This window comes from Pseudomonas sp. S2_F07 (assembly GCF_054668325.1).
The window spans coordinates 3081060-3094352 of the sequence record NZ_CP162758.1 but is presented as its reverse complement, the minus strand read 5'-3'; the positions used below and the strand labels follow the sequence as shown (position 1 = coordinate 3094352).

The window sequence follows — 13293 nt, the reverse complement described above, 5'->3', positions numbered from 1 at the left end:
TTACTCTGAATCCTTTGTTGTTTCGGTAGGGAGTGCGTCAGTTTCGTCGTCCGCGTACGGATCGGGAAAGCCCAGTTCTGCAAGCAACGTTCGTTCCAGTGCTTCCATTTCTTCGGCTTCCTCGTCATCAATATGGTCGTAACCAAGCAGATGCAAGCAGCCGTGAATCACCAGGTGTGCCCAGTGGGCCTTGAGTTCCTTGCCCTGTTCAGCGGCTTCGCGCTCGACCACGGCCACGCAGATCACCAGATCGCCCAGCAGCGGGATGTCGAGGAACTCATCCGGCACGTCGGCCGGGAATGACAAGACGTTAGTTGCGTAGTCTTTTTGCCGCCAGGTGTGGTTCAGCTCGCGTCCTTCGGCTTCGTCGACCAGACGAATGGTCATCTCCGAGTCTGCGGTGCGCTGGCGCAAAGCCAGCTCGCACCACTGGCGGAATTCGGCTTCGCCGGGGGCGTCGGCTTCGGTGGCGATTTGCAGGTCAAGCTCAAGCATCGCGGCGGCTGTCCTTGGCGGCGGCATCATCGGCCGCTTTGGTTTCGAAGCGCTCATAGGCTTCGACAATCCGCTGCACCAGTGGATGGCGCACGACGTCCTTGGGCTGGAAATGGGTGAAGCTGATCCCCGGCACATCCTTGAGCACTTCAATCACGTGGTGCAGGCCGGACTTGGTGCCGCGTGGCAGGTCGACCTGGGTGATGTCCCCGGTGATGACGGCCGTGGAGCCGAAGCCGATCCGGGTCAGGAACATCTTCATTTGCTCGACCGTAGTGTTCTGGCTTTCGTCGAGAATGATGAAGCTGTTGTTCAGTGTACGGCCGCGCATGTAGGCCAGCGGCGCGACTTCGATCACCTGGCGCTCGATCAGCTTGGCGACGTATTCGAAGCCGAGCATTTCGTAGAGCGCGTCGTAGAGCGGGCGCAGGTACGGGTCGATTTTTTGCGACAGGTCGCCGGGCAGGAAGCCGAGTTTTTCACCCGCTTCGACTGCTGGGCGAACCAGCAGGATGCGGCGAATCTGCTCGCGCTCCAGTGCATCCACCGCGCAGGCCACGGCCAGGTAAGTCTTGCCGGTACCGGCCGGGCCGATGCCGAAGTTGATATCGTTACCGAGGATTTCCTTCACGTAGCGCACTTGATTCAAGCCGCGTGGGCGAATCATGCCTTTCTTGGTGCGCAGGGCCACGGAGGGTTCGGCGGGGGAGTGGTTGTCCAACTGCTCGACGGCCGATTCCTGCAGGAACAGGTGCACCATGTCCGGCGACAGCTCGGTACCCTTGGTTTCCCGGTACAGGCGGCGCAGGAGGTTTTCCGCGGAGGTGGTGTGTTTGGGTTCGCCGATCAGCTCGAACTGGTTTCCGCGATTGCGGATCTCGATGGTCAGACGCTGTTCGATCAAGCGCAGGTGCTCGTCGAATTGCCCGCACAGATTGGCGAAGCGACGAGCTTCAAAAGGCTCGAGGATGAAACGATGTGGTTCTATAGGTGCGTTCAAGGTCGTATTTAGCCGCCCTGGGGCAATTGAGATAAATCAAGGATAGCGCCAGTGGCGCGGGTGCGAAAGCTCTTATATAGACCAAGTTAATTCACTGGCCTGGCGCTGTCCCTGTGGGAGCGGGCTTGCTCGCGAAGAGGGTGTCTCAGTCGACAATCATTTAACTGACACACCGTTTTCGCGAGCAAGCCCGCTCCCACAAGGGGGATGCGGTATTACTGGATCAGCGAGCCCCGCAGCGAGTGCGGCTGCGCGGCATCGATGTGCACATCCGCGAACTGGCCGATCAGGGTCGGATTGTCGCAGCGGAAGTTGACGATCCGGTTATTCTCGGTTCGGCCCTGCAGTTCGCCCGGGTCCTTTTTCGAGTAATCGGTCACCAGGATCCGCTGGATCGAACCGACCATTTGTCGGCTGATCTCGAAACCTTGCTGGTTCAAGCGATGTTGCAGTGCGTTCAGGCGTTCTTTTTTCAGCTCTTCCGGAGTGTCATCGGCCAGGTCGGCGGCCGGAGTGCCCGGGCGCTGGCTGTAGACGAACGAGTAGGAAAAGTCGAAACCCACGTCGGCAATCAGCTTCATGGTTTGTTCGAAATCTTTCTCGGTCTCGCCCGGGAAGCCGACGATGAAGTCCGAACTGATGCAGATCCCCGGTACGGCGGCGCGCAGCTTGCGCAGTTTGGATTTGTATTCCAACGCGGTGTGGTTGCGCTTCATCGCCGCGAGAATTCGGTCCGAGCCCGATTGCACCGGCAAGTGCAGGTGTTTGACCAGCTCCGGCACGTCAGCGTGGGCCTGGATCAGGCTGTCGGAGAACTCCAGCGGGTGTGACGTGGTGTAGCGGATGCGGTCGATGCCGTCGACCGCGGCGACCACGCGGATCAGCTCGGCCAGATCCGCCAGGCGCCCATCATGAGTCGTCCCACGATAGCCGTTGACGTTCTGCCCCAGCAGCGTCACTTCGCGCACGCCGTTTTCGGCCAGGTGAATGATCTCGGCAAGCACGTCGTCGAACGGCCGGCTGACTTCTTCGCCGCGGGTGTAGGGCACCACGCAGAACGTGCAGTACTTGCTGCAACCTTCCATCACCGACACGTAAGCGCTCGGGCCGTCGATGCGGGGCTCGGGCAAATGGTCGAATTTTTCGATTTCCGGGAACGAGACGTCAACTTGCGGCAGCTTGCTGCTGCGCGCGGCGTCGATCATTTCCGGCAGGCGGTGCAGGGTCTGCGGGCCGAAGACCACGTCGACGTACGGCGCGCGATCACGAATGGCCGCGCCTTCCTGGCTGGCCACGCAACCGCCGACGGCGATCACCATGTCCGGGTTGGCCAGCTTCAGTTCGCGCCAGCGACCGAGTTGGGAATAGACCCGGTCCTGTGCACGTTCGCGGATCGAGCAGGTGTTGAGCAGGATCACGTCGGCGTCTTCAGCGCGGGCGGTGACTTCCAGGGCCTGATGTTCGCCCAGCAGATCGACCATGCGCGAGCTGTCGTACTCGTTCATCTGGCAACCGTGGGTTTCGATGTAAAGCTTCTTGGCCATGGAATAGAGTCATCACGTGATTCAAAGAACCGCGCATTATAGGGAACATGTACCCAGGTTCCTACCGCTGCGCGTCCGATGGCTATGCTATAGTTCGCGCCCTCATTTTTATCCCCCGATGTGTTGCTCGCCTGCCATGACCAAACGTGAAGCTCCAATCTACAAGGTGATTTTCCTCAACCAGGGCCAGGTGTTCGAAATGTATGCCAAGCAGATCTATCAAAGTGATCTGTGGGGCTTTCTGGAAGTGGAAGAGTTCGTCTTTGGCGAGCGCACGCAAATGGTCGTCGATCCGAGCGAAGAAAAGCTCAAGGCTCAGTTCGAAGGCGTGGTGCGCAGTTTTGTGCCAATGCATTCGATCGTGCGCATCGATGAAGTCGAGCGTATGGGCACACCAAAAATCAGCGAAGCCCGTGGCGCGGTCGGCAATGTCATGCCGTTTCCGATGCCGATGCCTGAGAAGTAAGTCTCAAGACCGAGTCGCCCCCATCGTCGGAACGCCGCCCGGAGCAAGCTCGCTCCCACAGGGAATTGCGGCGCACACAGGTTTTGTGAGCGCCAGAGATCAAATGTGGGAGCGAGCTTGCTCGCGATGGGGCCAGTCAGATCAACACAGAATCAGGGCAGTGGCGCGAAAGGCGTACGCCCGTCAGCGCTTTGCAATTCCATCAAATATTTACGGAAAATTTGCCCGAGCACCTGGGTCGCAAGCTCCAGTTCTTCGCGGGGCATTTTCTCGGTGACTTCGTCGGCGGTGTCCAGGGCGTCTTCGGCGCCGTTGACCGCTGCCATCTTCAGCAGGATGTACGCCTGAACGTTATTGGCCGGCACGCCTTCGCCGTGGAAGAACATGGTGCCGAGTTTGAATTGTGCCTGGGCGTGGCCTTGCAGCGAGGCTTTTTCGAAATAGCTCAGGGCCTGATTGAGGTCGCGCGGCGTGTTTTTGCCTTCGTAGTAGAACTCACCCAACTCGTATTGCGCTTGCGCATCCCCTTCTTCCGACGCTTTCTGGCAGGCGGCGAGCGCCTGTTCCAGGTCTTGCGGCTGGGTATTGAGGGTGCAGCGACCCATCGCTGGGATTAACAACGAGTTGCCGCCTGCTTGTGCGTGCGTGAGCAGGGGCTGAAGAAGCAACAGGCAGCCCAGTGCAAGGGTGCGGCCGGTGCGGTTCATGGGAATCGACTTACCTCTGAAGGGCGCGCGGACCCATCGAGGGGATCCAATAAGCGCGCATTATGAAATAAGCAGGGCCAACCTTACAAAGTCTTTACTCGTTTTTCTGCTGCGCGGGAAATTTATCGCCCACTTTGCGGGGGATTATTGGCAGGCGAGCAGGAAAAGTCGTGGGAATGCCGGCGAAAGCTGACGCTGGCAAGGGCCAGCGTCAGCATTTGAGCGTTACTTCAAGGCCGCGAAGGCGCGCTCGGCGGCGTCCAGGGTCAGCTTCAGTTCAGCTTCGCCGTGGGCGATCGAAGTGAAACCGGCTTCGAATGCGCTCGGAGCCAGGTACACGCCACCTTCGAGCATCAGGTGGAAGAAGCGACCGAACAGGGCTGCGTCGCTGGCCATGACGTCATCGAAGGTGACGATGTCGTCGGCACCGCTGAAGTACAGGCCGAACATGCCGCCGGCCTGGGTGGTCACGAACGGAATGCCGGCCGCATCGGCGCGCTGTTGCAGGCCGTCGAGCAGGCGAGTGGTGTAGTCGGTCAGCTCGGCGTGGAAGCCCGGGCGGCTGATCAGGCGCAGGGTGGTCAGGCCGGCTGCCATCGCCAGCGGGTTACCAGACAGGGTGCCGGCCTGGTAGACCGGGCCCAGCGGGGCGATGCGCTGCATGATTTCGCGCTTGCCGCCAAAGCAGCCGACCGGCATGCCGCCACCGATGATCTTGCCGAAGGTGGTCAGGTCTGGCGTCACGCCGTAGTACGCCTGGGCACCGCCGAGGGCGACACGGAAGCCGGTCATGACTTCGTCGAAAATCAGCACCACGCCGTGCTTGTCGCACAGGGTCCGCAGGCCTTCGAGGAAGCCTGGTGCCGGCGGCACGCAGTTCATGTTGCCGGCCACTGGCTCGACGATGATGCAGGCCACGTCCTGGCCGACTTCGGCGAGCATGGTTTCTACCGCGTCGATGTCGTTGAATGGCAGGGTCAGGGTGTGTTTGGCGAATGCCGCCGGTACACCGGCCGAGCTCGGTACGCCTTGGGTCAGTGCGCCGGAGCCGGCCTTGACCAGCAGGCTGTCGGAGTGACCGTGGTAGCAGCCTTCGAACTTGATAATGCTGTCGCGACCGGTGAAGCCGCGGGCCAGGCGAATGGCGCTCATGGTCGCTTCGGTGCCGGAGCTGACCATGCGCACCATTTCCATCGACGGCACGAGGGAGCAGACCAGGTCGGCCATCTGCGTTTCCATCTCGGTCGGGGCGCCGTAGGACAGACCGTGCTCAAGCTGTTTACGCACCGCGTCCAGTACGTCCGGGTGGCTGTGGCCGAGAATCATCGGACCCCAGGAACCGACGTAATCCACATAGCGCTTGTCGTCTTCGTCGGTGACGTAGGCGCCTTCGGCGTGCTTGAAGAACAGCGGCGTGCCGCCGACGCTCTTGAACGCGCGAACCGGCGAGTTCACGCCACCGGGAATGTGTTTCTGGGCATTGGCAAACAGGGTTTCGGAACGAGACATGATCGGGCTCTCAAATCAGATTTAAAGCTTAAATAGAAAACAATTCGTTGAAGGCGCGGGCGCGGCGGGTCACTTCAGCCGTGCTCTCGGCGCCGAACAGGCCATGCACCACCGCCAGCAGATCGACGCCATGGGCCACCAGTGGGGCGGCGTTATCCAGGGTGATACCGCCGATCGCGCAGATCGGCAGGTGCAGCTGTTTGCGGGCCTGGTCGAGCAGGTCGAGGCTGCAGGTCGGTGCACCGGGCTTGGTGTTCGAATTGAAGAAGCGGCCGAAGGCGACATAGCTGGCGCCTTCCTCGGCGGCCTGTTCGGCCAGTTCGAGCTGCGCGTGGCAGGTCGAGCCGATGATCGCCTGGCGCCCGAGCAGTGCACGGGCCGGGGTCAGCGGGCCGTCGGTCTGGCCCAAGTGCACGCCCACGTTCAGGCGTGCCGCCAACTCGGCGTCGTCATTGATGATCAACTGCGTCTTGTAACGTTCGCACAGCCCGCGCAAGGCTTCGGCCTCACGCAGACGGCGGGCTTCGTCGCTGCTCTTGTCGCGGTATTGCAGCAAGGTGACGCCGCCTTCCAGCGCCGCCTCCACGTACTTGAGCAACTTACCGTCCAGCAAATGGCTATCGGTAATGGCGTACAGGCCACGTAGTTTCATCGGAGAAGCCTCACCGCATACGAATAGAAGTTACGAACAGAAATCCAGCGGCAAACGGCGCGGCACGAACTGGCCTTTGCCCAGTTGCTCGGCATCACGCAGGGTGCGCCACGTGTAGTTAAGCGCGGTCTGCACGGCGCTGGCGAGGTTTTCGCCCTGGGCCAGACGACCGGCCAAGGCACTGGCCAGGGTGCAACCGGAACCGTGATAACTGCCCGGCAAACGCTGGCAGGTATAGGTTTCGCGCAGGCCATCGCGGCTATACAGGCGGTTGTGGATTTCGGTTTCGTCGCCGTGGCCGCCGGTGATCAGCAGGTGTTTGACGAACGGCAAGAGTTTTTCAGCGCACTCGTCCGCGGTGCCTTCGGGCAGTTCGGCGAGGATGCGGGCTTCGGGAAGGTTGGGGGTCGCAATGATCGACAAGGGCAGCAGACGCTCGCGCATGGCGTAGCCGACTTCGTCCTTGCCCAGGCGTCCGCCGCCGCCGGCGCGCAGCACCGGATCGCAAACCACCGGCAAATGCGGGTGCGCCGAAAGCAGTTCGACCACGGTGTCGACCATTTCCAGGGAACCGAGCATGCCCAGTTTGACCGCCGCGACTTCGGAGTCGTTGAGCACGGCATTGGCCTGGGCCAATACCCACTCACGGTCAAGGACGCGGAAGTCCGTGACATTGACGGTGTCTTGCACGGTCAGGGCGGTGACGGCCGGAGCCGCATGGCAACCCTGAGCGAGCAGGGCTTCGATATCTGCCTGCAAGCCGGCGCCACCACTTGGGTCGTGGCCGGAGAGACAGAGGACAACGGGGCGAGAGCTGTAGATATTCATGGTGCGCGAGCTTACCACCAAACCTGTTTTCCGGGTGTTGTGGCGGTGTGTTTGGTCGATACATTGTGGCGAAGGGGACAGCACCCTTGCCTGGATGATTTTCCTGCCATTGATAATCGTTCAGTTATGCCGCTGAAATGCCCGTCCTAGAGCCTTTTCAGGAAAAATTTCAATGGTGTTTAATGGCCATCAACGGCTATGCTAGAGTGGATCCAAACCAATAACAGGTGATGCCGGTTTTACGTCTGCTCAAAAGGAATGGGGGGCTTCCTGACAGAACCGGACAGGCCACGCTGGGGCTTCAATGCGCTATTTGCTGATGTTGCTGTTGTGTTTGCCCCTCCTGGCAAACGCCGTCGAGTTCGATGAGTTCACTCAAAGCCTCCCCTTGGGCCGAACCTTGCAGGTCTATGAGGACGCAAGTGGTCAGGCGACCATCGCGGATATCCGTGCGCAAGCGGCGGCCGGCAACTTCAAACCGCACCACAAGGACACGCTCAACGCCGGGTACTCGCGTTCGGTGTTCTGGCTGAAAATCGACCTGCATTACCGTCCGGCCAATCCGGCGGCGCAAAGGACCTGGCTGCTGGAACTGGCCTATCCGCCCCTCGATCGCCTCGATCTCTATTTGCCCGATGCGGCCGGCAACTATCAGTTGGTCAGTCAGACCGGCGATGCCTTGCCCTTCAACAGCCGCGAGATTCGTCAGAACAATTATCTGTTCGACCTGACGTTCAAGCCCGATCAGGCCGAAACCGTATTCATGCGCTTGCAAAGCGAAGGCTCGATCCAGGCGCCGGTCACCTTGTGGTCGAGCACCGCCTACCTCGAGGAGCAGCCCGTGCGCCTCTATGTACTGGGGCTGATCTACGGCGTGTTGCTGGGGATGCTGGTCTACAACCTGTTCATCTACCTCAGCGTGCGCGACACCAGTTACCTCTACTACATCTTCTATATCGCCTCGTTCGGCTTGTATCAGCTGTCGGTAAACGGTGCGGCCGTGCAGTATTTCTGGCCGGACAATCCATGGTGGGCCAACGCCGCAACGCCGTTTTTCATCGGCTGTGCCGGGCTGTTCGGCAGTCAGTTCGCCCGCAGTTTCCTGCAAATGGCAACCCACAGTCGCTGGCTCGACCGCCTGTTGCTGGCGCTGGTTGGCTTCGGTGCGCTGGTGGTCGGCCTGTCATTGATGACCAGCTACGCCCTGGCCTTACGCCTGGCCACGGCCCTGGCGCTGACGTTCACCGTGGTGATTTTTGCCGCCGGGATCTTTGCCTGGTTGCGCGGCCTGCGGGTGGCGCGGTATTTCATCATTGCCTGGTCGGCGTTTTTGCTCGGCGGCATCGTCAATACGCTGATGGTGCTGGGTTACCTGCCGAACGTGTTCCTGACCATGTACTCCAGCCAGATCGGTTCGGCCATTGAAGTGGCGCTGCTGTCCCTGGCGCTGGCCGACCGCATCAACGCCATGCGCGAGCAGCAGGCTCAGACCCTGTTCGACGCCAGCCAGAAGCTTGAAGTCCTAAACCAGCAACTGGCCCGCAGTAACAAACTCAAGGACGAGTTCCTTGCCACCCTGACCCACGAATTGCGCACGCCCATGAACGGTGTGATCGGTTCGCTGGAACTGATGCAAACGGTCGAAATGGACCCGGAGCTCGAGCAGTACCAGCAGACGGCGTCTGGATCGGCGCGGGACATGATGCGCATGGTCAACGGCATCCTCACCCTCACCGAATTGCAGGCCGGCAAACTCAAGGTCTCGGCCGACACCTTCAGCTTGCGTGGCATGGTCGAGGCACTGCGCACGCAGTTCGAGGGCAATGCGTCGGGCAAGTCGCTGGACTTCAAGGTCGATGTCGCGCCAGGTGTGCCGGATCGTTTGCGCGGCGACAACGTCAAGATCGCGCAGTGCCTGGAATGCCTGCTGGATAACGCCATCAAGTTCACCAAGGTCGGCGGCCTGGCCCTGCGGGTGACCGGCAAGACCGTTGAGCCCGACCGGCTGGCGTTGACCTTTGCGGTGATTGACACGGGCATTGGTTTCACCGATTTGGGGGAGGCCACGATGTATCAACGGTTCTTCCAGCTCGATGGCTCGATGACCCGTGAATACGGCGGCCTGGGTGTTGGCCTGGCGATTTGTCGACAGTTGGTCGAGTTGCTCGGTGGACGCCTGACACACCGCTCCGAGCCAGGACGCGGCAGCCGGTTTCAGCTGGATGTGGAAGTCGGGCTGCCGGTAGTCGAGCGTCCGGTGACGCCATTGATGACCCGGGACTTTCCGCGCCTGCGCTTGCCTCAGGATTGTGCCGTGCTGTTGGTGGATGACAACGACATCAGCCAGTTGGTGATGCGCGGCATGTTGCTCAAGCTGGGCTTTCGCGTACGTACGGCCGACAGCGTCGATGCTGCTCTCGATCTCCTGCAGCGCGAAGTGTTCGACGCGGTGCTGGTCGATTGTCAGTTGCCGCTATTGGGCGGTGAGTCGGTGTGCTGCCGGATCCGCGCGTTACCTGGTTATGCCGAACTGCCGTTGTTCTTGATCGCCCTGAACGGTGACCGTGAGCGCTGCCCGACCGGCGCGGTGATTGATCACTTGAACAAGCCGGTGAAATTCGAGGAATTGCAGGCCGCGCTCTACCGCCGTGTACTTTGTTTGCAGCAGGGCGAAAGCGCCGGAAGTTAGGCGGATATGACACTTTGATCGGCCGAGGGGCGGTGATTAACTGATGTCAGTTGGCCGACCAAAGGAGCCCTGTCATGAACCTGCATCAGTTCGCCGAAACCCACGAAGTCACCAACCAGCCACCGTCACTGGACGGCGCCAACCTGTACCGCATCGACTTGCCGTTGCAGGAGTGGTCGCGGCGGTTCGGGGCCGGTTGGGCCGAATCGCGGATCGACGCCTATGGCGCACTGGCCGGTGGCCCGTTGATGGAAGCCGGGTTCCTGGCCAATCAGAACAAGCCGGTGTTCAACAGCCATGACCGGTTTGGTCATCGCATTGACCTGGTGGAGTTTCACCCGGCTTATCACGAACTGATGCGTACGGCGGTTGAACATGGCTTGACCTCGCTGCCCTGGGCTCATCCGCAGTCCGGCGCCCACGTGGCCCGCGCTTCCATGACTTACCTGCACAGCCAGGCCGAGGCCGGCAGCGGCTGCCCGTTGACCATGACCTTCGCCAGCGTTCCGGCCATGCGCCTGCAACCGGACCTGGCGCAAAAGTGGCTGCCGAAAATCCTCGCCACCGAATACGACCCGCGTAATGTCGCCATGGCCCACAAGGCCGGGGTCACCATCGGCATGGCCATGACCGAGAAGCAGGGCGGCACCGATGTGCGGGCCAATACCACCAAGGCGTATCCGGTGGGTGCCAGCGGTCCGGGCCAGGCCTATGAACTGGTTGGGCACAAATGGTTTTGCTCGGCGCCGATGTGCGACGCCTTCCTGACTCTGGCGCAGACCGACAAGGGCCTGACCTGTTTCCTGTTGCCGCGCCATCGTCCGGACGACACGCGCAATCAGTTCTATATCCAGCGCCTGAAGAACAAGCTCGGCAATTGTTCCAACGCCTCCAGCGAAGTGGAGTTCCGTGGCGCACTGGCGTGGATGGTCGGTGAAGAGGGCCGTGGCGTTCCGACGATCATCGAGATGGTGGCCATGACCCGCTTCGATTGCATGGTCGGCTCCAGTTCACTGATGCGCCAGGCGCTGACCCAGGCCAGCCATCACTGCGCTCATCGTTCGGTTGGCGGCAAGCTGCTCAGCGAACAGCCATTGATGCAGAACGTGCTGGCGGATCTGGCGCTGGAAAGCGAAGCCGCCCTGGCCTTGAGCCTGCGCATGGGCCGGGCGCTGGATCATCTGGACGATTCGCAGGAAGCCAAATTCGCCCGGCTGGTGACGGCGGTGGGCAAGTACTGGATCTGCAAGCGGGCGCCGGCGATGATCAACGAAGCGGCCGAATGCATGGGCGGTGCGGGTTATGTCGAAGACAGTATCCTGCCGCGCCTCTACCGTGAGGCACCGGTGAATTCGACTTGGGAAGGTTCGGGCAACGTGCAGTGCCTCGACGTGCTGCGTGCCCTGTCGAAAGAACCGGGTGTGCTCGATGCACTGTTCAGCGAGTTGGGCGATGGCCATGGCGACAAGCGCCTGGCCGCACACATCAATCAATTGCAGGCGGCCTTCAAGGACACCAGCGACATTCAGTACCGTGCCCGGCAACTGACTGAGGACATTGCCCTGGGGCTGCAGGCGAAGTTGTTGCTGGAAGCCGGGAATGCGGTGGTCAGTGATGCGTTTATTGCCAGTCGACTGAATGGTGGCGGCCGGGTGTACGGCGCATTGCCACGCGGGCTGGAGGTGGAAGCGATTGTCGCTCGTTCGACTCCACAAGGCTTCTGATCGGTCAGAAGATCGCAGCCTGCGGCAGCTCCTACGGGTGCACGACGAGCCCTTGTAGGAGCTGCCGCAGGCTGCGATTTTTTTTGGCTGTTCCCGTGAAGCGACGATGCAGGCAAGATGAAGGTCTGCAAGTCAGAACACAGGATGCTGATCGTGACCGAAGCTTTTATTGTCGTTCAAACCGCCGAGCAAGCCGTGGACCGGCTCGCACACTTGCACAATCGTGCAACCACCGCGTTGAGCCAGGCGCTCAAGCGTTACCTCAAGGATCGCGTCGAGCCCGATGCCGAACAGCGCTCGATGTTCCGCTATCCCGAATTGCGCCTGACCTACCACTGCCAGGGCGAAGTCCCGCAGACCACCCGTGCCTACGCCAAGGTTCAGTTGCCTGGCACCTACAGCGTCACCGTCACCCATCCCTCGGCTTTTCGTAAATACCTGCTGGAGCAGCTCGTTCCGTTGATGCACGACTTCACCGTGACTGTGGAAGTCGGTGTCAGCCAGCAGAACATTCCGTATCCGTATGTGGTCGAGCAGGGCGATGAGCTGGCGGGTTCCGGTGTCACTGCCCCCGTGCTGGCGCGGGTGTTCCCGAGCACTGACCTGTCGGCGGCGACCGATGGCATTGCCGATGGTCTGTACGATTGGGAAAACACCGATCCGCTACCCCTGGCGCTGTTCGATGCCGCGCGGGTGGATTTCTCCCTGCGCCGACTGGTGCATTACACCGGCAGCGACTGGCGGCACGTGCAGCCGTGGATTTTGCTGACCAACTATCACCGCTACGTCGACCAGTTCATCGTCCATGGCCTGGAGCAACTACGCAGCGATCCGCGTTTCGTGCGCATGGTGCTGCCGGGCAACGTGATCATTGAAAAAAGCATGGACCACGGCGAAGCCTCGGCGATTGCCGCCGGGGTGGTCTGGCACCGCTACCAGATGCCGGCCTATCACCTGATCGCCAGCGATGGCCACGGCGTGACCCTGGTCAACATCGGTGTCGGCCCGTCCAACGCCAAGAACATCACCGACCACCTGGCTGTATTGCGTCCGCATTGCTGGCTGATGATCGGTCACTGCGGCGGCCTGCGTCAGTCGCAGACCATTGGCGATTACGTGCTGGCCCACGCCTACATGCGTCGCGACGGCATTCTCGACCGGGTGGTGCCGCCGAACATTCCGATTCCGGCGTTGGCCGAAGTGCAACTCGCGCTTCAGCAGGCGGCGGCCAACGTCACCGGCGAGAAGGGCGACGAACTGAAGAAGCGCCTGCGTACCGGCACCGTGCTGACCTATGACGACCGTAACTGGGAGCTGCGCTGGGCGCAGGAACGGCCGCTGATCAACCTGTCCCGCGCCGTGGCGGTGGACATGGAAAGCGGCACGATTGCCGCGCAGGGTTATCGTTTGCGGGTGCCATACGGCACGTTGCTGTGCGTTTCGGACAAGCCGCTGCACAGCGAAATCAAGCTGCCGGGCTCGGCCAACGCCTTCTATGAGCGCGCGGTCAGCCAGCACCTGAAGATCGGTATCGAGGCGGTGGATCTGTTGCGCACCGAACTCAACTCGCTGCATTCGCGCAAACTGCGCAGCTTCGACGAGCCGCCGTTCCGCTGATTTGTCGATGGTCATTTAACGGTCGGGCTACTAGCATTAGCAGCCCTGACCGTTAGATGTTG

11 protein-coding genes are annotated in these 13293 nt (G+C 61.0%); 4 read left to right on the top strand and 7 right to left on the bottom strand.

Translation table 11 applies throughout. The features are described 5' to 3' along the window. The 3 genes from ybeY to miaB form a co-directional block, all read right to left on the bottom strand. A complete protein-coding gene (gene ybeY / locus AB4O40_RS13920) occupies positions 1-495 on the bottom strand; it encodes an rRNA maturation RNase YbeY (RefSeq protein WP_414914829.1) in 495 nt (164 codons plus the stop codon). Beyond that, positions 488-1495, bottom strand: coding sequence for a PhoH family protein (locus tag AB4O40_RS13915; RefSeq protein ID WP_056728837.1), 1008 nt, complete (start codon positions 1493-1495; stop codon positions 488-490). The genes ybeY and AB4O40_RS13915 overlap by 8 nt, the downstream gene beginning before the upstream one ends. A gap of 215 nt (positions 1496-1710) precedes the next feature. Further along, the gene (miaB, locus tag AB4O40_RS13910; protein ID WP_056728835.1) at positions 1711-3039 is read right to left on the bottom strand and encodes a tRNA (N6-isopentenyl adenosine(37)-C2)-methylthiotransferase MiaB; all 1329 of its coding nucleotides are present in this window, start codon (positions 3037-3039) and stop codon (positions 1711-1713) included. A 136-nt stretch (positions 3040-3175) separates the two neighbouring features. On the opposite strand from miaB, the gene AB4O40_RS13905 reads away from it, so the two are divergent. After that, positions 3176-3505 carry a DUF1820 family protein gene (locus AB4O40_RS13905; RefSeq protein WP_056728833.1) on the top strand — a complete coding sequence of 110 codons (330 nt, stop codon included), beginning with the start codon at positions 3176-3178 and terminating at the stop codon, positions 3503-3505. A 152-nt stretch (positions 3506-3657) separates the two neighbouring features. Here the strand turns inward: AB4O40_RS13905 and AB4O40_RS13900 are convergent, their stop codons facing one another. From AB4O40_RS13900 to AB4O40_RS13885, 4 genes are all read right to left on the bottom strand, one after another. Beyond that, entirely contained in the window at positions 3658-4212 is a 555-nt protein-coding gene (locus AB4O40_RS13900; RefSeq protein ID WP_056728831.1) for a tetratricopeptide repeat protein, read from the bottom strand. 225 nt (positions 4213-4437) lie between these two features. Further along, entirely contained in the window at positions 4438-5721 is a 1284-nt protein-coding gene (gene hemL / locus AB4O40_RS13895) for a glutamate-1-semialdehyde 2,1-aminomutase (protein ID WP_056728829.1), read from the bottom strand. A 28-nt stretch (positions 5722-5749) separates the two neighbouring features. Then, a complete protein-coding gene (gene thiE, locus AB4O40_RS13890; protein WP_460054114.1) occupies positions 5750-6373 on the bottom strand; it encodes a thiamine phosphate synthase in 624 nt (207 codons plus the stop codon). A gap of 30 nt (positions 6374-6403) precedes the next feature. Further along, complete coding sequence (locus AB4O40_RS13885) at positions 6404-7201, bottom strand: hydroxymethylpyrimidine/phosphomethylpyrimidine kinase (protein ID WP_008052407.1); 798 nt, start codon at positions 7199-7201, stop codon at positions 6404-6406. Positions 7202-7505: 304 nt separating this feature from the next. On the opposite strand from AB4O40_RS13885, the gene AB4O40_RS13880 reads away from it, so the two are divergent. The 3 genes from AB4O40_RS13880 (at position 7506) to amn (ending at position 13231) form a co-directional block, all read left to right on the top strand. Beyond that, entirely contained in the window at positions 7506-9890 is a 2385-nt protein-coding gene (locus AB4O40_RS13880; RefSeq protein WP_460054117.1) for a 7TM diverse intracellular signaling domain-containing protein, read from the top strand. A 74-nt stretch (positions 9891-9964) separates the two neighbouring features. Next, entirely contained in the window at positions 9965-11614 is a 1650-nt protein-coding gene (locus AB4O40_RS13875) for an acyl-CoA dehydrogenase family protein (protein ID WP_460054119.1), read from the top strand. Positions 11615-11731: 117 nt separating this feature from the next. Then, a complete protein-coding gene (gene amn, locus AB4O40_RS13870) occupies positions 11732-13231 on the top strand; it encodes an AMP nucleosidase (protein ID WP_177336502.1) in 1500 nt (499 codons plus the stop codon). Positions 13232-13293 lie beyond the last annotated feature (62 nt).

What these genes read in the sequence shown, in the direction of transcription:
- ybeY (WP_414914829.1), bottom strand. Translation starts at nt 495, where the DNA reads ATGCTTGAGCTTGACCTGCAAATCGCCACCGAAGCCGACGCCCCCGGC.
- miaB (WP_056728835.1), bottom strand. Translation starts at nt 3,039, where the DNA reads ATGGCCAAGAAGCTTTACATCGAAACCCACGGTTGCCAGATGAACGAG.
- AB4O40_RS13905 (WP_056728833.1), top strand. Translation starts at nt 3,176, where the DNA reads ATGACCAAACGTGAAGCTCCAATCTACAAGGTGATTTTCCTCAACCAG.
- AB4O40_RS13900 (WP_056728831.1), bottom strand. Translation starts at nt 4,212, where the DNA reads ATGAACCGCACCGGCCGCACCCTTGCACTGGGCTGCCTGTTGCTTCTT.
- hemL (WP_056728829.1), bottom strand. Translation starts at nt 5,721, where the DNA reads ATGTCTCGTTCCGAAACCCTGTTTGCCAATGCCCAGAAACACATTCCC.
- thiE (WP_460054114.1), bottom strand. Translation starts at nt 6,373, where the DNA reads ATGAAACTACGTGGCCTGTACGCCATTACCGATAGCCATTTGCTGGAC.
- AB4O40_RS13885 (WP_008052407.1), bottom strand. Translation starts at nt 7,201, where the DNA reads ATGAATATCTACAGCTCTCGCCCCGTTGTCCTCTGTCTCTCCGGCCAC.
- AB4O40_RS13880 (WP_460054117.1), top strand. Translation starts at nt 7,506, where the DNA reads ATGCGCTATTTGCTGATGTTGCTGTTGTGTTTGCCCCTCCTGGCAAAC.
- AB4O40_RS13875 (WP_460054119.1), top strand. Translation starts at nt 9,965, where the DNA reads ATGAACCTGCATCAGTTCGCCGAAACCCACGAAGTCACCAACCAGCCA.
- amn (WP_177336502.1), top strand. Translation starts at nt 11,732, where the DNA reads ATGAAGGTCTGCAAGTCAGAACACAGGATGCTGATCGTGACCGAAGCT.